The following is a 20,007-nucleotide window of genomic DNA, read 5'->3' as shown; positions in this document are numbered from 1 at the left end:
GCCGGGGGCCTGTGTTGGGGTACCCCGGAAGCGGGCCTGATCTGGGACCGTCACAAATAGGGCGCGGGGTCGGCGATGCGTCCCTCCAGCGCGGAGGCCGCGGCCACTGCGGGACTGGCCAGAAAAGTCCGGGCGGCAGGGCTGCCCATACGGCCGATGAAGTTGCGGTTGTGGGTGCCGACGACCACCTGCGCTCCGCTGACCAGACCGCCGCTGCGGCCCTGGCACAGAGAGCAGTATGGATGGGTCACCATGGCGCCTGCCTCCACCAGCGTCTTCAGGTATCCCAGCCGGGCGGCCTCCCGGTAGACAGCTCTGGAGGCCGGCGTCACGATCAGCCGGACAAAGGGGGCGATGGCGTGTCCTTTCAGCACTGCCGCCGCCGCGGCCAGATCCTCCAGACGGCCATTGGTGCAGCTGCCGATGAACACCTGATCCACCGGCGTGCCCGCTACATCCTCGATGGGGTGTACGTTGTCCACCCCGTAGGGGCAGGAGAGATAAGGCCGGAAAGTGCCTGCGTCATAGGTCAGGACCCGTTCGTACCGGGCATCCCCGTCAAAGCGAAGCCAGTCACAGTCCGCCAGGTCCACGCCGCAGAAGGCGGCGGTCTTTTCGTCCGGGGCGAACAGGGCCGCCTTGGCCCCGCACTCCACTGCCATGTTGGCGATGGCGGCCCGGCCGGAGATGCTGAGCTGCTGAATGGTAGAGCCTGTGAATTCCAGGGACTTGTAGATGGCACCGGCGGCAGTCAGGTCTCCCAGTACCCGCAGGATGATGTCCTTGGGAAAGACACCTTTGGGCAGGGTCCCGTTCACCACCACCTTGATGGCGGAGGGGACCCGGACCCACAGCTGCCCGCAGCCGATGATGGAGGCCATCTCCGTATAGCCGACGCCGGAGGCGAAGGCGCCCACGGCACCGTAGGTGGTGGTGTGGCTGTCCGTGCCGAAGATGATCTTGCCGGGGGCGGCCAGACGCTCCTCCAGCGCCAGCTGATGGCTGATGCCGTCCGCCACATAGAGGCGCTTCACGCCATACTCGTCCTGGAAGCGGCGGCTGTACCGGAAGCATCGGGGGTCATCATCCAGACAGGTGGGGTACAGATGGTCCACCATGACGGAGATCCGGTCCGGGTCATACACATGATAGAATCCCATGTCCCGGAACTGCTGGAAGATATAAGGGGTGTAGATATCATGGAGGACCGCCTCGTCCACCCGGACCGTCACCACGTCTCCGGGGCGTAGGTCCTGTGCGCCGGTGTTGTGGATGAGGAGCTGCTCCGCCAGGGTATGGCCTGGACGGTGGACGTCCCGCAGCGTGTCCCGTGGAGCGGGAGCGGCCGGGAGAGATTTGTCCAGCGCCCGCATCCGGGACACCAGGCCGCCGTAACGGAGGATATCCAGTACCTCCGTGCTCATACCGGGGACAGGGTAGGCCGTGCCGTTGCAGATGATCTGCCGGCCTACCTCCACCTTCACAGTGTCGCCTTCCCGGCAGCGGTCATACAGGTCCCGGCACTCGATCAGCAGCAGGCCGTTGTTGATGGCATTGCGGAAAAAGATCTTGGCAAAGCTCTTGGCGATGATGCAGCGGATGCCCGCGGTTTTGAGGACGGAGGCAGCCATCTCCCGGGAGGAGCCGCAGCCGAAGTTCTCCCCGGCCACGATGGCATCCCCGGGCCGCAGCCGGGCGGCCAGCTCTGGCCGCAGGGGCTCGAACAGATGGGGGACCATCTCCCGGAGGGAGGGCTTGGCCAGATACTTGCTCATGATGATGATATCAGTATCGATATTGTCGCTCAGCCGCCAGATGCGGCTGCAAAACGTCTGTTCCATGGCGGACCTCCTCTCAGGAACCATAGAGACTGCCGGACAGCGCCGCCTGGGCGGCCCGGCGGACCGTGGTCAGGCAGATGCCGCTGTGGGCTCTGCCCGCCCAGCCGGCACAGTTGATGGAGCCAGTGGAGACGAACACCTCCGCCTGATCGCACCGCCCCTGGCTCTGGGCCCAGCAGGCGGAACAGCCCTGGTTCATCACCAACGCCCCGGCATCCAGAAAAACATCCAGAAGCCCTTCCTCTAGTGCCTGGACATAGACAGAGGAAGTGGCGGGCGCCACCATGACCCGCACATAGGGGCATACGGTCCGGCCCCGCCAGAGGTCCGCTGTCTCCCGCAGGGCCTCCAGGCTCCCGCCGCCGCAGCCGCCGATGAACACCTGATTCACCCGCAGTCCGTCGGTTTCTCCGGCGGGAACGACCCGCGCGGCGTCCCCGGGCGGCGCTGCCATGGGCTGAAGGGCAGTCAGATCCACCGTCTCATCTGCCGGGAAGTCCTCCCGCACACAGAGCGCGGTCACAGCTCCGGCGGCGCCCAGCAGGCCGCACAGGTCCATGGCCTGGGCGGCGGTCAGCTGCGGCGCCCGGATGACCACGGCTTTTCCGCTGCACTGGCCGCTCCGGATCAGGGTCCAGGCCAGATCCCGGACGGAGAGATAGGGAGAGAGCGGGCCGGTCACCGCCAGCCGCAGCGGCGGAGCCGGGGACAGGGAGATCTGCCCGCTCTCCAGCGCGCCGGCCAGCTCCGCCGGAGGCAGGGACAGGCCCACCGCGCCGGCGGCTCCCACCGCCGCGGCATGGGCTCCGCCGGAGAGGACGATCTCGCCCTCCCGCAGCCCGGACTCCAGCAGCAGGGCATACCCGATGCCCCGGCCGGAGCGGAAGACGGCGCCGGTCTGCCGGGCCCAGTCCAGCAGGGCTTTCTGTTTTTCCGCCACCGCCACGGAGCCGGCGGGAGTGTCGTGATCAATGACCACCCAGACCCGGTCCGGCGCGGCGGGGGAGACAGCGGTGATCTGCTCCACTGCCTCCGGGGACAGGCCGTCCGTCACCAGGAGACGGTCCCACGTCACGGTCCCGCCGGACAAAAGGCGTTCCAGTTTGGAGATCATGCTGCCCCTCCTCACAGTCCCAGCTTTTCCAGCTTGCCCAGCACAGCGGCGGAGGTCAGCTGCCCCTGTCGGATCTCCGCCATGCGGCGGGCCTCGGACTGATGCCGCTTTTCACAGCCCTCCAGCACCCACTCCACCCATGTGGGGGGGATGACGGCGACGCCGTTGTCATCCGCCAGGATGATATCTCCCGGATGGACCGGCACACCGCCGCAGCTGATGGGGTGATTCAGCTGGCCGGGGCCATCGCTGTCCGCGGCGCAGGGAACCACGGCGGCGGCGAACACCGGCCAGCCGTGGGCGCGGAGCTCCTCCACATCCCGGACGGCGCCATCCACCACCAAGCCGCCGATGCCTTTGCCGAAAGCGGCCCCGGACATGATTCCGCCGATGACGGCCCTGCGATAGCTGCTGTTGGTGTCCAGCACCAGAATGTCCCCGGGCTGGGCGGACTCAATGGCCTTATGGAGCAACAAATTGTCTCCGGGGTGCAGACGCACGGTTACCGCACAACCGCATATGCATTTGCCCGGTACCACCGGCTGAATAGAGCCGTTCATGGCGTTAAAGCCCTTCAGGGCATCTGCCACCACGCAGACACCATAGGATTTCAAGCGGTTCAACAGTTCTCGGGGCTGCTGGGGAAAACTGGGTCCCATCCAAAATTCTCTGTCCATCACAGGGCAGTCCTCCTTTTTTGAATTCCGCAGAGCGGCGGTTGACTTTATTTTAGCACGTATTTTATAATAAATATAATATATAATATTTATTTAAATATCGTTTTTTTCGATATTAAAAAGGGGAGGCACCATGGGATGAAACTGATGCAGCTGCGCTACTTTTCCGCCGTTTGCCACTTGGGTGGGGTTACCCGGGCGGCGGAGCGACTCCACGTTTCCCAGCCGGCAATTACCGCGGCTATTCAGAACTTGGAAGATGAACTGGGGCTGCTATTGCTGAGTCGGGGTGGTCGGACGTTGGTTCCCACACTGGATGGTGAGGCGTTTTTGGCCCGCTGCGATGGCATCCTGACAGAAGTGGAGGGCCTAACAGCGGATTTTCAGGCCCGGAGCCAGCGCCGGAGCACTCTTTCCGTGGGAGTGCCGCCTATGGTGGCCTTTTTTCTATTCCCCAAGATTTTTGCGGAGTTCACCGGAAGTTGTCCGGAAGTACACATTCGGCTGACAGAAGCAGGATCTGATACAGCACGGGATATGGTGCGCGCCGGTCAGCTAGATCTGGCGATCATCGCCGTGGGAGAAACGCCACCCGCTGCACTGGCCGCTCATCCACTGATGCGGATGTCCATGATGTACTGCACCGGCTACGGCACCCCCATGGCCGGGCGAGAGAAGGCGGAGTTGAGGGAAATTGCAATGGCACCTTTAATCCTATTTACCAGCGGATATTATCACCAGACCCTGCTGCAGACCCGTTTCCGAGACGCAGGACTGACGCCTAATGTGTTGTTCTATTCCAACCAACTGCTGACCATCAAGAGTTTTGTCCGGCAGAATCTGGCAGGGGCCTTTTTATTACCCCAAGTGATCGAGCCCGGGGAGAATATCATAGCCCTGCCGGTGGACCCGCCGTTGCCGCTGAACATCGCGGTGGTATGGCGGCGGGACGTATTCCTTACCCGGGAGATCCGCCAGTTTATTCATTTTATGAGAACCCGCTTTGAGTGACCTCATCATGTTGGGGCATAGAAGGCTGGAACATTGTAATATAGGCGCTTTTTCCCAAAGAAGTACGCAGAACCAAGTCCCTAAAAGCATAGAAAATTAAAAATTATTCCTAAAAAAGTCTAAGTGAAAGGTGGGGAAGTTATCAATAGCTCTGTCAATAGAAGTCGCCGGATGATCAAAGGAGCTTAGGCCCGGCTGATTTCGGCGGCTTTCTTTTTCTCGGAGTTCCCGTCATTTTGCGGTGTCAACCTGGCTCAAGAATAAAGGTGCTTCGAGGCGGGAAACACGGACGTATCCGCTCTGATTTCAAAGATAATGCGGAGTGCAGCAAAGGATTGAAGACTTGGGGCCGTCATAACAAGGTAGCGCCCACAGTTCAGGGCTGTCCGAATGGGAATGGATCATCTGCCATGAGGAGTGAGCACATGAATTGAGAGATCATGAAAAATCAAATGCTTATATTAAACAAAAATTCAAGGGGAAATTGGTCGGCCCCTCTGGTTGCGGCAAGTCGACCACTCTGCGAATGGTGGCGGGGCTGGAGGAGATCTCCAGCGGAGAACTGTACATTGATGGGAAGTTGATGAACGATGTAGCCCCTAAAGACCGGGACATCGCTATGGTGTTCCAGAACTACGCGCTCTATCCCCATATGACAGTGTATGAAAATATGGCGTTCCCACTGAAGCTGCGCAAGCGCCCTAAGAGCGAGATTGACAAAGCTGTACGTGAGGCGGCGGAGATCCTAGACATTACGCAGTACCTGGACCGCAAGCCAAAAGCTTTATCCGGTGGGCAGCGGCAGCGTGTGGCGATTGGCCGCGCTATCGTACGGGAACCCAAGATCCTGCTGATGGACGAGCCTCTCAGCAACTTGGACGCCAAGCTGCGTAATCAGATGCGCGCAGAGATTATCAAACTGCGCCAGAAGATCAATACTACCTTCCTCTATGTCACCCATGATCAAACAGAGGCTATGACTCTGGGGGACCGGATTGTTATCATGAAGGATGGCTTCATCCAACAGATCGGTACGCCTCAGGAGGTTTTTGACCATCCTGCCAATCTGTTCGCGGCTGACTTCATCGGTACGCCGCAGATGAATTTTTTTGATGCGGAGCTGCAAAGGGAAGGAGACCGGTACTCTGTGATACTTGGCGGCATCAAGGTGGAGTTGTCACTTGAAAAGAGTGCTGACTTGACCAAGAAAGGGATTTCTGGACAGCCTGTTACATTGGGTGCCCGGCCCAATCACATCATGTTGGGGAAGGGAGAAGGAGGTTATATCTTGGCCAAGGTAGATGTGTTCGAAATGATTGGGTAATGGGATCCATCTTCATGCTATGGCTGCGGGAAAGAATGCAGTCATCGTCGTTCCCACTATGAATATCAGCGGGAGCTATACGGAGCGGTTTGCTCCCGGGCGGGAACCGGACTTCTGTTTCGGCGGAAATATCTGCCACATCTTCAACACAGAAAGTGTCAATCTGGAGTACTAAGAGTCCAGAAACGCATCAAAATCCCCGGCCTTTTCCTTTATCGAAAAGGCCGGGGATTTTCAACGAAGTTCAGAACAGGAAGCAAACCTGTGGGACACGGGTTTCCATGGACTGAAAGGGAATCGAAAAAGAAGGCCTCAGCCTTTTACCGATCCGGCAGTCAAACTGGCATTCACCTGCTCTTGGAAGATAGCGAATACAATGATGCTGGGCAGCACCGCAATAGTGATGGCAGCAAACATTGCCGTGTAGTTAAAACTGAACTGGCTGGTGAAATAGCTCAGGGACAGGGGCAGGGTCCGGTTGTCTGTGGAGCTGGTGAGTAGCAGAGCAAAGGTAAACTCGTTCCAGCTCTCCAAAAAAGTCAGCACCGCCGCACTGGCCAAGCCGCCCTTGGCGCAGGGCATCATTACCTGGACAAAGGTACGGAAAAAGCCGGCGCCATCAATATAGGCGGCCTCCTCCAGCTCTGTGGGAATAGAGGCGAACGCAGATCGGAGCACCATCAGAGAAATAGGCATATTCAGCGCTGTGTACACCAGAATCAGCGCAATCTTAGTATCATAGAGGCCCAGCTTTGTGATGATATTGTACACGGGACTCATCAGCGCCGTGGTGGGAATCACCATGGACAAGGAAAGAATGGCAAAAATCGTGTTCTTGAAGCGAAACCTCTTCTTGGCGAACACATACCCCGCCATAGCTAGGCAGAACACATTCAGAATCGTTGTGATGGTGGCAACTATCAGGCTATTTGCGAAAAACTTCAGGATCGGGGCGATCTCGAGTGCCTGCACATACCCGTCAAAGCCGAAGTGGGAGGGCAAGGACAGGCCATTGGAAAAGATCTCGCTGTTGGTCTTGAAGGAGGACAAAATGACCCAGATAATGGGGAGCAGCGCCACGCACACACATAGTGCCATGAACAGATAGGAAAATCCACGGGTGACCTTCTGGGTAGGCGTTCTCTTATAATGTGCCAACATTCCGATTCTCTCCTTAGTCTTCCTTATTCATGCCGAAGATCTTGCGGATCAGCGTCATAGTGATGAAGCCCAACAGAATGATTACAACTCCGATTGTATTGGCATAGCCGTAATTGTTGGCCTTCATAGTGGTGTATAGATACAGCGGCAGATTGGTAGTGACTGTACCCGGGCCGCCGCCGGTGGTGATATAGAGCATGGAGAACAGCTGTAGCATGTATGTAGCGGCCATAATGACCGTGGTACCGATCATTTTCTTGACCACCGGGAACATCACCAGACGGTCGATCTGGAAACTGGTGGCACCGTCAATCTCCGCAGCCTCGATCAAGCTCTCATCCGTGCTCAACAACTGAGCCAGGACCAACGTGGTGGTGTATCCTGCGAACAGGAACCAAGTCAAAGTGACGGACGGGAACGCAGTTGCCGTCTCGAACAACCAGTTGTGCTGTAAACTCTCAAGCCCGACCAACTTCAAGAACGAATTTACCGCACCGTATTGGGCATTGTACAAGTTCAGAAAGATCATGGCGATAGCGGACTGGGAGATAATATTTGGAATCATGTAAGTCACACGAACGAATTTCCAGCCTCTGGGTTTTTTATACAGGATGAAGGCTAGTAGCGTACCAAGAGTCACGTGGAAGATGCAATGGATAAAAAGCCACTTGACCGTGTTGCCAAAGATGGGCCAAAAGCGATTGTCCTCCGTAAACAGCTGAACAAAATTGGAAAATCCGACAAAGGTGAAGGTGCGGGGCAGCAGGCGGTAATCGAACAGCGATGTAACGAACACCATTACCAGCGGGATTGCGAAGATCAGGATAAAGAGGATACATGCTGGCGCTAAAAACAGGGCGATCCATCCGCCATTTTTTTGTTTCATCAAATTCCATCTCCTTGTCCAAGGATAGGGAAGATCGGGCTGCCGCTAGGGCAACCCGATCCTTTGTGCGCAGATTGCGGTCACGGGCTTCCGGAGTTTCGTCTACGCCATCTCTGGCGGAAAGATCAGGACACGGCGTTTGCCGCAGCAAAATCTGTGAGGATCTGGCAGAACTGCTCCGGTGTGTAGGTGCCATTGGCCAGGTTGGGCAACTCGGCACTGAAGAGATCTTGTAGGCCGGGAACCATGTTGCCGGTGAAGGTGTTGGAACGTACCGTGCATTCGGAGGCTATGTTCAGAAACTCGCCCAGCAACGGGAAGTTGGTGGTAGCGGTATCAGTGATTTCCACAGAGGCAGCGGCGGGGACCATGCCCTGCATCTCCAGTGCCAGCTGCTGAGACTCGGGGCTGGTGAAGAACTTCACCATGGCGATGGCCGCCTCCTCCAGGGCAGGATCGTCCTGCTTGGTGACAAACATGCCTTCAATGGGGGCGTCATAGACGAAGTTGCCGGGATAGGCAGCCACACCCACGTTCTGATCAAAGCCATCAGGCGTCTTGGAGGTGTCAGAGAAATCACCGATCATCCAGGGGCCGTTGCAGATCATGGCCACGTTGCCTGAGAAGAAGTTGTTGGCCGCGTTCTCATAGGCGCCGCCCACAGCGTCCAGCGTGGTGTAGTTCTGATACCACTTCTGCATCTCGGCGACAGCGTTGACAACCGGCTCAATGTTGTAGTCGGTGGGATACTTGGTGTTCATGAACTCCAGGCCCTCATCGCCGCTGGTGGCAACCATGGCGCCCATCAGCAGCATGGAGACCCAAGCACCGTCAGCGGTGTCCATAGCCAGTGGAGTGATGCCTGCAGCCAGCAGTTTGTCGCAGTTGTCAAAAAACTCATTCCAAGTGGTAGCGGGCTGAATACCAGCCTGGTCAAATAACTCCTTATTGTAGAAGTAGCCAATCAACTGACCTTCATTGGAGGAAGCATAGATCTTTCCATCGCGGCAGTTGGCAGCCTGCCAGGCGTCGTTTTCATACATGGAAGCCCATTCGGGATCCTCGTTCACCACGTCGGTCAGGTCTACAACCAGATCAGCTTCCAGGGCTAAGTCCAGCAAGCTGTATCCGCCACCGTAGACCACGGGAGGCAGTTTGCCGGAAGAGATTTGGACTTGAATTCGATCAGCATAATTGGCATCTCCGGGGATCTCCTCAACCTCAATGCGATACTGGCCCGCATATTCTTCGTTGAAGCGACTGACCAATTCCTCCACCACGGGGGCAGCCGTGTTGGTCCCGATCTGGAAAGTGGGATAGTTGATTACAATCTCATCTTCAGAGGAGCCGCTACCATCATTGGGGGCCTCATCGCTGGTGCCGCCGCAGCCCATCAGACCGAGGAGCATGGCCAGAGCCAGTGTGCAAGACAACCATCTTTTCATCTTCATTATCGTGTTCCTCCTTCGTTTCAGGGGTATAGCTACACCCCTCCTGTATGCTTTCTCAGTATATCACGGAAAAGACTACAAATATTAAGACTCTTTTGCTCTGATTCTGGTATAAATTCGCTCAATTTTTGCCGCCGAAGGCGGAGAGAGAAGAGGGCGGGAGATTTACAGATTTCAGTGTTGAAAAAGGAAAATCCTCATTGTACAATGAACCCAAGAGAAAAGTTAGGCGGCCCGAGGCGGTGAAGGAAATGGCACATAGACGGGGAAATGTCAGGCGGAAGCGGTCTCTCATGGTCAGAATGTTTTTACTGGTCTGTGTGACGATTTTGGGACCGTCACTACTGATGCTTCTGGTGTTCTATCGTACGATCCCTGCTAGAATGGAATCACAGGCCAAGGGAAATGTAAATTTCTACATCAGCCAAGTGACTGCATCTGTTGCCAACACTATGGAATTGGCACAGGACATCGCGTATAATGCCATGATAGACGATAGCCTGTGTGCAAGTATGCAGGATTTGGACATGTATCTGGCTTTGCAGGGACGGGATGACCTGCTTCGGGTCGTGGGGGGAGTGGCGGCTTACCAATCCACTTGGAAACGGGGAGCGGTAAACAGCGTGTACCTTTTTCGCAGGGATGGGGCGTTCACCTTTTACTCCCCCAGGGGGTCCTATGAGCAGGAGCAGCGCCGAATGCAGAGTATCTATGAGGCTGCAAACGAACAATCTTCAGCAGAGACGCTGTTTTCCATAGAGAATACGCCAGAGAACACCGCCTATTTTTTGCTGGACTATAAGAATATCGATACGCTGGAACCGTTGGGCAAGCTGATTATGGAGATTGATGTAGATACTTTACTGAATGCTGGAGACTTGACGGAACTCTATCCAAACACATGCTTGGCGCTCTCAGATGGAGAGGGAAAACTGCTATACGGGGAGGGGGAGGACCTGCAAGAACTTCTGGAGCAGACTGAGGATAACTCTTCCTATCTCCAAGGAACTGCCCCGGGTTGGCAGGGCCGCTTTTACCATGTCAGTCAGCGTGTGGACGATGAGGAGCTGCGGGTGGATATTTTTATACCACTTCCGTCCATGTACGATTTGGTTTGGGAGGGGAGTTGGATTTTCTCAGCCCTGTGTATCGCGATTGTGCTGCTGACGGTTCTGGCGGCTGCGGTCGCCTATCATCGGGTGCTGGGGGATCCGCTGCAGAAAATGGAGGGGATGCTGCACCGGATGGCGGAGTCAGACTATGCCGCCCGTATGCCTGACAGCGGCTATCGGGAACTGGCTGATCTGGAAACTACATTTAACCAGATGGCTGATAATCTGGAGGCATCCTGGAAGGATGCCTATCAAAAGGGCATTCGATTGCAGGAGAGCGAATCACGCCTGTTGGCTGCGCAGATCAATCCGCACTTCATCTTTAATGTGCTGGAGACCATCAATATGCGTTGCGTGGATGCTGGATTGAAAAATATTTCCCGTATGGTTACGGACCTGGCGTGCCTGCTTCGGGGAAATATCGGTGTGGGAAGCAGCCAGAAAATTACATTTGAACAGGAGCTCGGTTACGTCCACTATTATTTGGATTTACAGAGAGAACGATTTGGGGAAAAGCTCTCTTACTCAGTGGAATACGAGGACGAGGACCTTTTGCGGTACCTGGTTCCGCGGCTGACGATCCAGCCTCTGGTGGAAAACGCCATCGTCCACGGGCTGGAACCCAGGCGGGGCTTAGGAAGCGTGGCAGTCCGGCTGTGGGAGGAGACACAGAATATTTGTGTGCGAATTGAGGATGATGGCGTAGGCTTTGATCCGGAAAATCTGGATCTCGCAAGAGAGGTGGAAAGTGCCGGACAGCACAATCATATTGCACTAACAAATGTACTTCGCCGTCTGCATCTGCTATATGGAGACCGGGCGGATCTGCAGATCCGTTCGAAACCCGGTCAGGGTACCACCGTGCTGCTGACTTTGCCGCTTGATCAAACAAAGGGGTGAGAAACCATGCCGTACACTGTGATGCTTGTGGACAATGAAGCGATAATTCCCCGAGGGCTGATGTGTTTGATTGACTGGAAGGCTCACAACTGCTGTGTGCGAGCAATTGCAAACGACGGAGTAGATGCTGTCCATCAAATTCAGGAGTCCCCACCGGACATTCTGATTACAGACATTCGCATGCCGGAGATGGACGGACTGCAACTTTGCGGCTGGGTCCGGGAACACTATCCGGGCATTCAGATGATTTTGCTTACAGGCTTTCCGGACTTTGAGTATGCTCAACAGGCTATCCAGTGCGGGGTGACGGATTTCGTTCTGAAGCCTACCACGGAGAAGGCGCTCTCCGCTGCAGTGGACAAGGCATGCCAACGGCTTCAAAAGGAAAGCCGTGTGCAGAAGAGCCTCCTGCTGGAACAGCAGGCTCTGTTGGGAGAACTGATTTTTCAAAGCCGACACTCGCTGCTTTACATTCTCAATAAACTCAATGACCTGCACATTGTGCTGCCCAGTTATTATGTTCTGAGCCTGGAGGTGGTTTTCCGGGGAACTTTGGAGGAATGCACAGCGATGCTCCAGCAAGCGCAGGAGGTCATACTGTCCTGCTGCGAGGGGCATACAGTGTTTTTGGTACCGAAGAGCGATACTTGCTGCTATGCAGTTCTCTCATTGCCGGAGGGAATAGACCCCGCTGAACTCTGCACTTCGGCTGTAGAAGCGGTAGAAGGAAAAACGGATTTCCTGCTGACGATCGGAATTAGCCGCCTCCACAAAAATCCACTGAATATGCAGAAGGCGGCCAGAGAGGCGGATGACGCACAGAAATTTGCGTTGTATAGTAGCCAGCCATCCGTCATGCGGTGTGAGGACCTGCCAAAGTTGTCCGAAGACACAGCCAGTGCTCTGTGGGAGCGGTTGCGTTTGGTGGAAAGCGCCCTGGAAAATCACAGTGGTGATGCGGCTCTGAAAAACATGGAGGATCTCTTCCAATTGATAAAAGCACAGAAAATTCCTTTCTCCAGCGTGTGTCAGATCGCCCTTTTATTGCAGAACTTCTGTGTGAGTCTTCTGTTCAGCCACAATCTGCCCGCCGAACAGCTAACGGCTTTGCCCACTGGGAGCATGGAGCTTCTGGAGAACAGTGTGCGGGAGTATGTGACAGAGACCCTGTCCCGGATCGGGAGGACAGAGGAGAATATCGACAGTATCATTTACAAGGTAAAACAGTACATTGACCAAAATTACAGCACCAATCTCTCATTGGATGCGCTGGCAACGATGGTGCATCTAAGTCCCAGTTATTTCAGCAAGCTGTTTAAGCGGGAGATGGGAGAGAATTTGAGTACCTATATTCTTAATACCAGGGTTGAGCGTGCTAAATTTTTGCTGCGGACCACAGATAAAAAAGCATATGAAATCGCGGAGGCTGTAGGTATCTATGACCCGGTATATTTCTCTAAAATTTTTAAAAAGTCAACAGGCCTGAAACCGAAAGAATACCGTGAACGCTCCGGAGCAGATGAAATGGAAAGGAAGATCAAATCATGAGCTTGCAAGTAACAATTGGAACTGCCCCCTGTTCTTGGGGAGTCTGGTGGCCGGATGGAACTCCCTCTGGCACCCCGTATGATATCTTTTTGGACCAGGCGGCAGAAGCTGGATATAAGGCCCTGGAACTGGGACCAGTGGGGTATCTGCCCACAGATATTGGCCAACTGAGGGAAGAACTGGCTCGCCGGGACCTTTCTATCTGCGGCGGAACAGCTTGCTATGATTTTCTCAAGGCACGTTCCTTTGCCGATGTCCGAGGGGATGTGGATGATTTGTGCAAGCGCCTGCAGGCATTCGATGTGCATTACCTGATGACAATGGACGGAACCGCCATGGACTGCAAGACCAAGGCCGGCCTCAAGGAGCAGCAAATCAGGACCTATAAGCTTTTCGGGGAAATGGGCAGTTACTGCCGGGACACCTACGGTATTGAGGTTCTGATGCATCCGGAGAGGCGCTCTCTGATCGAGACCCGGGAGGAGTTGGAGCGACTGATTGATCTGGATCTATGCATTTGCTTTGATAACGGCCACTATGCTGCGGCCAATGGGAATTGGAAGCAGGGCGACCGCAGCGCGTTGGATTTCCTGGAGGCTCATATCGATCATATTCCCTATCTCCACTTCAAAAATGTATCTGGTGAGATCAGAAAGATGGAGATGGAGGGTGCTCTGGCACCAGATGATCCCCGGATGGATGATATTATGTGCGATCTGGAGGATGGGATCATTGATTACGAAGCTTACCGGGATTTGCTGGATCGTTTGAATTTCCGGGGAGTCGGGATCATCGAACAGGATTGCCCCCACGCCACCACACAGGAGGCATTTGAAAAGGCCAAGAAGAATCTGGCCTATCTGCAAAAAATCCACCTCATCCAATAAGGCGAAGTCCGAAAACGGAGAGCGGTCTTCAGAGAATTTCTGAGGACCGCTTCGGCCAAAACAGACAAAAGAGAGCGGGCAAGCAGTTCTGCTTGCCCGCTCTTAATATTCATTAAACGGCACGATGAACAAATTTGCATGCCAAGAGTGTTTTACACCCCTGCAATGGGAAAAGCGACAATGCTCCGGCGTTATGCAACTGTCGGGGAAGGGGATCGATGGGGGTGGCTGCCATGGTGCAGCAACGGTTTAAACCGGACCCGTTCACCAACACGCTGTTTCTGTTCTGCGGCAGACGGCGGGACTGCATCAAGGAGTTCTGCAGGGACCGGGATGGATGCATCCTGCTGTATAAGCTATAAGCGGCTGGAGCAGGCGCATACCAACGGCCGCAAAACGAAAAGGAGGTACGGCGGTTGACGCCGCAGCAGTACCGCTGTCTGATGGAGGGGCTGAAGGTGGAGCAGCCCGCCCGGAGGATGGCCTACATATGACAGGGACTTTGCTGATTCACTCGCTCAACGTTGCAACAGAGGGCAGCTTGACCCTATACACCTGCCCGATGTGGCAATGGATGAACTGTCCTGAGATTCTTCGCAGCTGGAGAGCGCGGCAAAGCCGTGTCCTCCTCTGCATTCCTCAAACCACCATTTGATATTTGCAGCGTCCTCCAAATGCTCCGGCTTTGCCTGGTGTTTCCATTCCCACGCGCCAATCTTTCCCGGCACCTCTCAAAATGAGAAATCTCGAGAAGCCCTTAGACTTCTCGAGATTTACTATCTGATACCCTCTTTGACTTTTTAATCCGTCCCAGTATTGACGTATACGACTGCTCCTTCACTTGGCGGCAGAAACAGGAACATTGGAGGGGCACTTGGACAGCGATTCTTCATCGGCGATGATGGTGACATCCTGATGAAGCTGAAGGATGGAGGCTGGGACTTGTGGCGTTACCGGACCGAAACAGCAGGCGCAGAGAGCGTCTGCCTTATCGGGACCGCTGGCAATCAGCAGGATCTTACGGGCCTGAGTAATGGCCTGCATCCCCATAGAAATGGCCTGACGAGGAACATCCTCCTCCCGATCAAAAAAACGGGTGTTGGCAGCGATGGTGCTCTCTGACAATGCTACCTTGTGCGTATATTTGGAAAAGCAGCTGTCCGGCTCGTTAAATCCAATGTGAGCATTGCGGCCGATTCCAAGCAGCTGCAGGTCGATTCCGCCCAGGGATTGGATTAATTGGTCATAGCGGCGGCACTCTGTCTCCAAGTCTGAGGCCATGCCGTTGGGAATATGGACCCGGGCAGGGTTGATATTGATATGGTCGAAGAAATTTTGGCGCATGAAGGCGTGGTAGCTCTGTGGATTGTCCGGCGGCAGATTACAGTACTCGTCCAAATTCACGGCAGTGGTAGCAGAAAAATCCAGATCTCCTTTTTCATACCAAATAATCAGCTGCCGGTAAATTCCGAGAGGTGAGGAACCGGTGGCTAGGCCAAGTACACTCTCCGGCTTCAAAATTACCTGGGCGGATATGATGTTGGCGGCTTTGCGGCTGAGGTCATTATAATCTTTTGCGTGGATGATTTTCATTTTGATAACCTCCAGAAGCCTTATTGGACGGATGGGGCGGTTGTCAACTGGGCCGCCGTTCGGTCAGCCATGGCGTCGCTTTCCTCCAGGGAGAGGAACCCGCGAGCGGCCAGGATCAGTGCTCCTAGCACCGGACTGTACCGAGGTTCATTCAGCACAAAGCTCTCCCGGTCCATGCAGGCGCGGAAGGGAGTCATGATGACTTCTCCAGCACGGAACAGGCCGCCGGAGTACGAGACTGGCACAGTCTCTCCTGCGGAGAAGGTCAACTGCTGCCGAATAGCAGTGGCCATTTCCGTCAGCTCCTCAGCCGCACGGTGGTAGATACCTATGGCTGCTGGGTCTCCCCGCTGTGCAGCCCGCAAGACAACCAGCTGCAGCTTTGCCAACAGCGAGGAATCCTGCCGGACATTTGTCTGCAGATATCCGGAGAAATATAGATCGTGAGTAATGGACAGCTCCTGCCGCAATTCTTCATAGATGGCAGATCGGGGATGCCGGCCATCTGCCTGCTTTACAAATTCGGTGATCATTTGCCGGGCTACCCAGCTGCAGGAACCCTCATCTGCAAAAAACAGAGACCAGCCTCCTACGCGAGAGGCGTTTCCGGCCGAATCTTGGCCATAGGCGACAGAACCGGTGCCGGCTACAATGTTGATGCCGGGCCGGCCGGCCAGACTGCCACACCAGCCTGCCACAGAGTCATTGGAAAACTGAAGAGGGCAGTCAGGCAGGATGGATTGCATGACTTGGGGGAAGAACTCCTCGGTACCGGGAACCTCTCCGTAAACAGTCAGGCTCAGCATGGCGGACGTAATCTGCTGAGAAGTGATGCCGCTGTCTGCCAGCAGGGTCTGAACAGAGCGGACCATCAGGTCCCGGAACCCGTCCTCACCCCAAAATGCAAAGTTGCAGCCGGGAAAAATCCGATGAGCCAGCACTTGGCCGGTGTGGTCTACTAGGAGCCACTCTGTTTTGGTAGAGCCTCCATCACAGCCTAAAAAGATCACGAGAAATTCCTCCTCTTCAACATCTTTGCGGAGCAGCAGGCCAGGACACTGGCCAGCAACGCAAGGAATCCGACCGTGCGGAACATCCAGGCCATGCCAAGATATTCTGATAGGATCCCGCTGAGGGCATTCCCTGCCACGGCACCGATACCCTGACCAATGGCCAGAAACAGAAGGTGCCCCATGGCTAGGTACTCCCCGGGCACAGTCTCCAGCATAAAGTCCACGCAGGCGGGGGTGAAAAGCGCAAAGGAAAGCGCCTGAAACAGGGCTGCAACAAGGATAATATTCAGAGAGCCGGCGCTGGCGAGAGTCAGGGCTTTCAGCGCATAGCACAGCATAGAAACTGCCATCAGGGGGGCTGCAGACAAATGCAGCCTGGAGCGCAGCCGACTGTAGCCAAACATCACAGGCAACTCACTGGTGGCCTGAAGAAACAGGGCGAACCCAACATGCTGCTCTGTTCCTCCGGCAGATAGAATCAGCACAGAGTAGAAGCTCTCCATGGACCCGGAGGCCAGAGTACAAAGAAACAGAGCGGCCAGCATCACCCAATAGACGCGATTGGATCGCAGTGTGCGGAACCCTTGAAGTAGAGTGACCGGCTTCTGGTCAAGATGGCTGGCGGGCGGAGGATTCGGTAAAGACAGGGCAACCACACACATCAAAATCCAGAGCACCCACAGAGCCACGTTGCCTGGACGAAAGCCCCAGCGTGAGACTACCATGCCGAAGATGACGGCACCGAGAGCGTAAGAGAGAGACCCGCCTGCCCGGGTAGCACCATAGTTCAGGGATGCACCGCCGTTGATCAGACGGAGAGCCCAGGAGTCCACAAAGTTCATCATACAGACGACAGTGATGTACAACCCCATTACCGCTATGGTGGTCAGCCCCATCTGACCGCCACCCCAGGTCAGCAGAAAATAACAGGCGATCCCGACCGCCGTCCCGCCTAATGTCACCTGCTTGGCACAGGAGAACCGGTCATTGAGAAACCCCCATAGGGGGCGGGCTAACGTGGCTGCTAGGGCACCCAGTGTCATTACTTGGCCAATCTGTAGCTTGGAGTATCCAAAGGAGACCAGAATGGGAGATATGTAAGCCACTGTAATGCAGTCTATCAGCATCATAATAGCCTGGAGCAGGAAAAAGCGCCGGTTTAGAGCTTTGGCTGGCATATATCTCCCTCCATCTTGCTGCCCATGATAGAGAAGAAATCCGAGTAGCGCCGATGGGAGGAATCGATCCCTCTGGCAGCGGAAAGCTCCGCGGCCAGCGTCTGCAAAGCAAGAAGAAACTCTAAGGACTGGAGGGCATCTTCTCCGGCATCCAGCAGGTGAAGAGCGTCCGGCTGGCCGGTGTCGCTGGGGGAGATCAAGCCGCAGCAGGCCCCAACTGATTTGGAGAAATTCACTAGGCGCAGCATCCGGTCCCGATCTGGCCCTTGGGACGGCAGCAGGCACAAAAGGCAGGCATCGCCGTCCAGGGCGTTTTGGATACCATGGATATACTCGTCCAAAGGATAGCAGGAAACTGGAAGATAATTGGTCTCCAGCAGCTTCAGCGCTCCTTCCTGCGCGGCTCCGAGGCTGTTGCCGCAGCCGAGCACATACAGGTGACGGAACGGCAGGAACACGTTCCGATGCGCGTGGCTCCACGCACGGGAACGGGACAGGTTTTCCGGAGCGTTCCGGCACAGTCGATCCAAGGCCTGAAGCATTCTCTGCCCATAGGACGTGTCTTGGCAGACAGACAACGCTAACAGCATTAATGTCAGCACAGTGGCGGTGACGCCCTTGGTTTTGGCACCGATCCGTTCTGTTCCGATTCGAAGAGGAACGGACAGAGAGGCGGCTAGCCCTACGGGAGAGTTTGCCTGTTCCGTAACGGCAATCACAGCCCTGCCTGCGTTGGTCAGTTGACAGACCAAATCATAGGTATTGGTGCTGACGCCGCTTTGCGAAATGGCAAAATACAGCGGGTGTGCTGCAGTAAGGCGGGCATCCGCTGCCTCGGAGGGGACAAGGCAGGTGACCTCTGTTCCCCAGGCATGCTCTAGAACCGGGCGGGCCATCAGGGCGGCATAGTGAGAGGAACCGGAACCGACCAGAATCACCCGATCCGGCTGAAATCCCCCGAAACGCCGGGAAAATTCTGCGGTGATTTCCTCGCGGGAATCCAGCAGAGCCCGCCACAGGGCGGGCTGCTGGGCAATATATTCTTGAAGCAGCGTACTCTTCATCATTTTTTGATCTTGCCGCAGATCTCCCGGAACAGTACCAAATCAGCCATAGCATCTGCAAAATCGGACTTAGGTGTGGTTCCGTTGGCAATGCAGTCATGGAAATACTGGACCTCATCCTGGAAGGGGTCGCGATAATCAGGACCATAAAGGGTGGTCTTGGTATCCTTCTTTGTGGACTCAATCACTTCAAATGTATGAGGCTGATAACGCAGATAGGGCGTCTCATACTTGATTTTCATTCGACGATCATGCTGATAGATCTCGATGGCGGCGTCGAATTGCACCACATCCTGATCGTTGAGAATCTCATAGACGGCCAAGAAATCATTGTATCGGAAAACAATAATGACATGTTCTCCCTGGACGGAGACAGATTCCACCTCCACAGGCAGCCCTACCAGTTCTCGCACAGCGGCCAGGGTGTGGCAACCGAGGCCTGTGAGCATCACATAAGTGGTGCGCTGCTGATCCGTGCAGTCGTTGCCAAGCGCGCGAGTGATCTGATCCCGGCGGCGGGAGGAACTTTCCGCCTTGACCTCGTCGGAGATGTCGCTGCATAGATAGGGAGGACGGGTCTGATCCATAAAGAAGTCGCCTTCCAGAATAATATCCCGGAAGCGCATGTATTCAATCTTGCGATCATCGCTGGCCAAGAGTTCCTTGCATTTCAGGAAGCCTTGGCTGTAACGGCGCATGTAGCCGACCATGCACACAAGCTCAGGATGAGCTTTTTCAGCGGCGATTAGCTTTTCCAGATCTTCAATACAGAGCGTCACAGGCTTTTCCACAAACACATGCTTTCCGGCCTCAATGGCAGCAAGGGCGTAGTCTGCGTGATACTGGTCAGGTGAGCAGATGAAGACGGCATCTACATCGGGGGCTTTCACCAACATATAGGGGTCTGCATAGGCTTTCGCACGATAAGTCTCCGCAATATGCTTTAGTTGCGTGGGAGACACATCGGATACCGCCGTAATCTGGTAAAGATCGTGAAGGCCGCTGAGAATGGGAAGGTGCATCATCTGAGACACCGTGCCCACCCCGATAATTCCAACTTTGACCATAAAAATGCTCCCTTCTGTTTGTGTACTATGACTTGTATAGCGATAGCATCTTTATTCTATCCAAATCACAGGACGAGTACAATGAAGATTCTCGTGAGATTTCTAGGATTTTTTTGTCCCCAGAAAAAGAGAACAAAAAAATCCAGACATCAGGATGGAATTGTCCTAACAGTGCCGGAC

At 55.2% G+C, this 20,007-nt stretch carries 16 protein-coding genes and 1 pseudogene; 6 read left to right on the top strand and 11 right to left on the bottom strand.

Translation table 11 applies throughout. The annotated features are described in order from the left end of the window. Positions 1–50: 50 nt before the first annotated feature. The 3 genes from DN611_RS12135 to DN611_RS12125 are packed head-to-tail and all read right to left on the bottom strand — an operon-like array spanning position 51 to position 3,632. The gene (locus tag DN611_RS12135) at positions 51–1,841 is read right to left on the bottom strand and encodes an aconitase/3-isopropylmalate dehydratase large subunit family protein (protein ID WP_160117435.1); all 1,791 of its coding nucleotides are present in this window, start codon (positions 1,839–1,841) and stop codon (positions 51–53) included. 13 nt (positions 1,842–1,854) lie between these two features. Continuing rightward, complete coding sequence (locus DN611_RS12130) at positions 1,855–2,955, bottom strand: aconitase family protein (protein WP_119311476.1); 1,101 nt, start codon at positions 2,953–2,955, stop codon at positions 1,855–1,857. 11 nt (positions 2,956–2,966) lie between these two features. After that, positions 2,967–3,632, bottom strand: a complete 666-nt coding sequence (locus tag DN611_RS12125) for an RraA family protein (protein ID WP_119311475.1) — start codon at positions 3,630–3,632, stop codon at positions 2,967–2,969. A 138-nt stretch (positions 3,633–3,770) separates the two neighbouring features. Here DN611_RS12125 and DN611_RS12120 point away from each other — a divergent pair, with 138 nt between their 5' ends. Together DN611_RS12120 and DN611_RS12115 are read left to right on the top strand one after the other, a co-directional pair. Then, positions 3,771–4,643, top strand: a complete 873-nt coding sequence (locus DN611_RS12120; RefSeq protein WP_025545771.1) for a LysR substrate-binding domain-containing protein — start codon at positions 3,771–3,773, stop codon at positions 4,641–4,643. A gap of 484 nt (positions 4,644–5,127) precedes the next feature. Further along, positions 5,128–6,142 (top strand): annotated as a pseudogene (locus DN611_RS12115) (ABC transporter ATP-binding protein); the annotation flags it as partial. A 137-nt stretch (positions 6,143–6,279) separates the two neighbouring features. Here DN611_RS12115 and DN611_RS12110 read toward each other — a convergent pair. From DN611_RS12110 to DN611_RS12100, 3 genes are all read right to left on the bottom strand, one after another. Continuing rightward, positions 6,280–7,128: a carbohydrate ABC transporter permease gene (locus DN611_RS12110; protein ID WP_025544226.1), complete on the bottom strand. Its 849-nt coding sequence runs from the start codon at positions 7,126–7,128 to the stop codon at positions 6,280–6,282. Between the two features lie 13 nt (positions 7,129–7,141). After that, positions 7,142–8,014, bottom strand: a complete 873-nt coding sequence (locus tag DN611_RS12105) for a carbohydrate ABC transporter permease (RefSeq protein WP_025544225.1) — start codon at positions 8,012–8,014, stop codon at positions 7,142–7,144. 125 nt (positions 8,015–8,139) lie between these two features. After that, on the bottom strand, positions 8,140–9,465 hold the full coding sequence (locus DN611_RS12100; RefSeq protein WP_119311474.1) for an ABC transporter substrate-binding protein: 1,326 nt from the start codon (positions 9,463–9,465) through the stop codon (positions 8,140–8,142). A gap of 293 nt (positions 9,466–9,758) precedes the next feature. On the opposite strand from DN611_RS12100, the gene DN611_RS12095 reads away from it, so the two are divergent. The 4 genes from DN611_RS12095 to tnpB all read left to right on the top strand — a co-directional run bounded on the left by DN611_RS12095 (position 9,759) and on the right by tnpB (position 14,274). After that, positions 9,759–11,477 (top strand): sensor histidine kinase, encoded by a 1,719-nt coding sequence (locus tag DN611_RS12095; RefSeq protein WP_160117434.1) that lies wholly within the window; start codon positions 9,759–9,761, stop codon positions 11,475–11,477. A 6-nt stretch (positions 11,478–11,483) separates the two neighbouring features. Further along, positions 11,484–13,025 (top strand): response regulator, encoded by a 1,542-nt coding sequence (locus tag DN611_RS12090; RefSeq protein WP_119311472.1) that lies wholly within the window; start codon positions 11,484–11,486, stop codon positions 13,023–13,025. Continuing rightward, positions 13,022–13,912: a sugar phosphate isomerase/epimerase family protein gene (locus DN611_RS12085; RefSeq protein WP_119311471.1), complete on the top strand. Its 891-nt coding sequence runs from the start codon at positions 13,022–13,024 to the stop codon at positions 13,910–13,912. The genes DN611_RS12090 and DN611_RS12085 overlap by 4 nt, the downstream gene beginning before the upstream one ends. A 218-nt stretch (positions 13,913–14,130) precedes the next feature. After that, entirely contained in the window at positions 14,131–14,274 is a 144-nt protein-coding gene (gene tnpB, locus DN611_RS12080) for an IS66 family insertion sequence element accessory protein TnpB (RefSeq protein WP_119311470.1), read from the top strand. A gap of 475 nt (positions 14,275–14,749) precedes the next feature. On the opposite strand, the gene nagB is transcribed toward tnpB, so the two are convergent. The 5 genes from nagB to DN611_RS12055 are packed head-to-tail and all read right to left on the bottom strand — an operon-like array spanning position 14,750 to position 19,827. Continuing rightward, positions 14,750–15,505 carry a glucosamine-6-phosphate deaminase gene (gene nagB, locus DN611_RS12075; protein WP_025544221.1) on the bottom strand — a complete coding sequence of 252 codons (756 nt, stop codon included), beginning with the start codon at positions 15,503–15,505 and terminating at the stop codon, positions 14,750–14,752. Positions 15,506–15,525: 20 nt separating this feature from the next. Beyond that, positions 15,526–16,515 carry an N-acetylglucosamine kinase gene (locus tag DN611_RS12070; protein WP_025544219.1) on the bottom strand — a complete coding sequence of 330 codons (990 nt, stop codon included), beginning with the start codon at positions 16,513–16,515 and terminating at the stop codon, positions 15,526–15,528. Beyond that, positions 16,512–17,696 carry an MFS transporter gene (locus DN611_RS12065; RefSeq protein WP_119311468.1) on the bottom strand — a complete coding sequence of 395 codons (1,185 nt, stop codon included), beginning with the start codon at positions 17,694–17,696 and terminating at the stop codon, positions 16,512–16,514. The genes DN611_RS12070 and DN611_RS12065 overlap by 4 nt, the downstream gene beginning before the upstream one ends. Next, positions 17,678–18,763, bottom strand: coding sequence for an SIS domain-containing protein (locus DN611_RS12060; RefSeq protein ID WP_119311467.1), 1,086 nt, complete (start codon positions 18,761–18,763; stop codon positions 17,678–17,680). The genes DN611_RS12065 and DN611_RS12060 overlap by 19 nt, the downstream gene beginning before the upstream one ends. Next, positions 18,760–19,827, bottom strand: a complete 1,068-nt coding sequence (locus tag DN611_RS12055; protein WP_119311466.1) for a Gfo/Idh/MocA family protein — start codon at positions 19,825–19,827, stop codon at positions 18,760–18,762. The genes DN611_RS12060 and DN611_RS12055 overlap by 4 nt, the downstream gene beginning before the upstream one ends. Between the last annotated feature and the right edge of the window lie 180 nt (positions 19,828–20,007).

Origin of the sequence: Oscillibacter sp. PEA192, assembly GCF_003574015.1 — a bacterium.
In the GTDB taxonomy this organism is placed as follows: Bacteria; Bacillota; Clostridia; order Oscillospirales; family Oscillospiraceae; genus Oscillibacter; species Oscillibacter welbionis.
The sequence above is the reverse complement of the archived record's forward strand: the minus strand, read 5'-3'. Positions and strand labels throughout refer to the sequence as shown.

Bases quoted from the DNA above. Each gene is read 5' to 3' on its own strand.
- DN611_RS12135 (WP_160117435.1), bottom strand. From the start codon at position 1,841: ATGGAACAGACGTTTTGCAGCCGCATCTGGCGGCTGAGCGACAATATC.
- DN611_RS12130 (WP_119311476.1), bottom strand. From the start codon at position 2,955: ATGATCTCCAAACTGGAACGCCTTTTGTCCGGCGGGACCGTGACGTGG.
- DN611_RS12125 (WP_119311475.1), bottom strand. From the start codon at position 3,632: ATGGACAGAGAATTTTGGATGGGACCCAGTTTTCCCCAGCAGCCCCGA.
- DN611_RS12120 (WP_025545771.1), top strand. From the start codon at position 3,771: ATGAAACTGATGCAGCTGCGCTACTTTTCCGCCGTTTGCCACTTGGGT.
- DN611_RS12110 (WP_025544226.1), bottom strand. From the start codon at position 7,128: ATGTTGGCACATTATAAGAGAACGCCTACCCAGAAGGTCACCCGTGGA.
- DN611_RS12105 (WP_025544225.1), bottom strand. From the start codon at position 8,014: ATGAAACAAAAAAATGGCGGATGGATCGCCCTGTTTTTAGCGCCAGCA.
- DN611_RS12100 (WP_119311474.1), bottom strand. From the start codon at position 9,465: ATGAAGATGAAAAGATGGTTGTCTTGCACACTGGCTCTGGCCATGCTC.
- DN611_RS12095 (WP_160117434.1), top strand. From the start codon at position 9,759: ATGGTCAGAATGTTTTTACTGGTCTGTGTGACGATTTTGGGACCGTCA.
- DN611_RS12090 (WP_119311472.1), top strand. From the start codon at position 11,484: ATGCCGTACACTGTGATGCTTGTGGACAATGAAGCGATAATTCCCCGA.
- DN611_RS12085 (WP_119311471.1), top strand. From the start codon at position 13,022: ATGAGCTTGCAAGTAACAATTGGAACTGCCCCCTGTTCTTGGGGAGTC.
- tnpB (WP_119311470.1), top strand. From the start codon at position 14,131: ATGGGGGTGGCTGCCATGGTGCAGCAACGGTTTAAACCGGACCCGTTC.
- nagB (WP_025544221.1), bottom strand. From the start codon at position 15,505: ATGAAAATCATCCACGCAAAAGATTATAATGACCTCAGCCGCAAAGCC.
- DN611_RS12065 (WP_119311468.1), bottom strand. From the start codon at position 17,696: ATGCCAGCCAAAGCTCTAAACCGGCGCTTTTTCCTGCTCCAGGCTATT.
- DN611_RS12060 (WP_119311467.1), bottom strand. From the start codon at position 18,763: ATGATGAAGAGTACGCTGCTTCAAGAATATATTGCCCAGCAGCCCGCC.
- DN611_RS12055 (WP_119311466.1), bottom strand. From the start codon at position 19,827: ATGGTCAAAGTTGGAATTATCGGGGTGGGCACGGTGTCTCAGATGATG.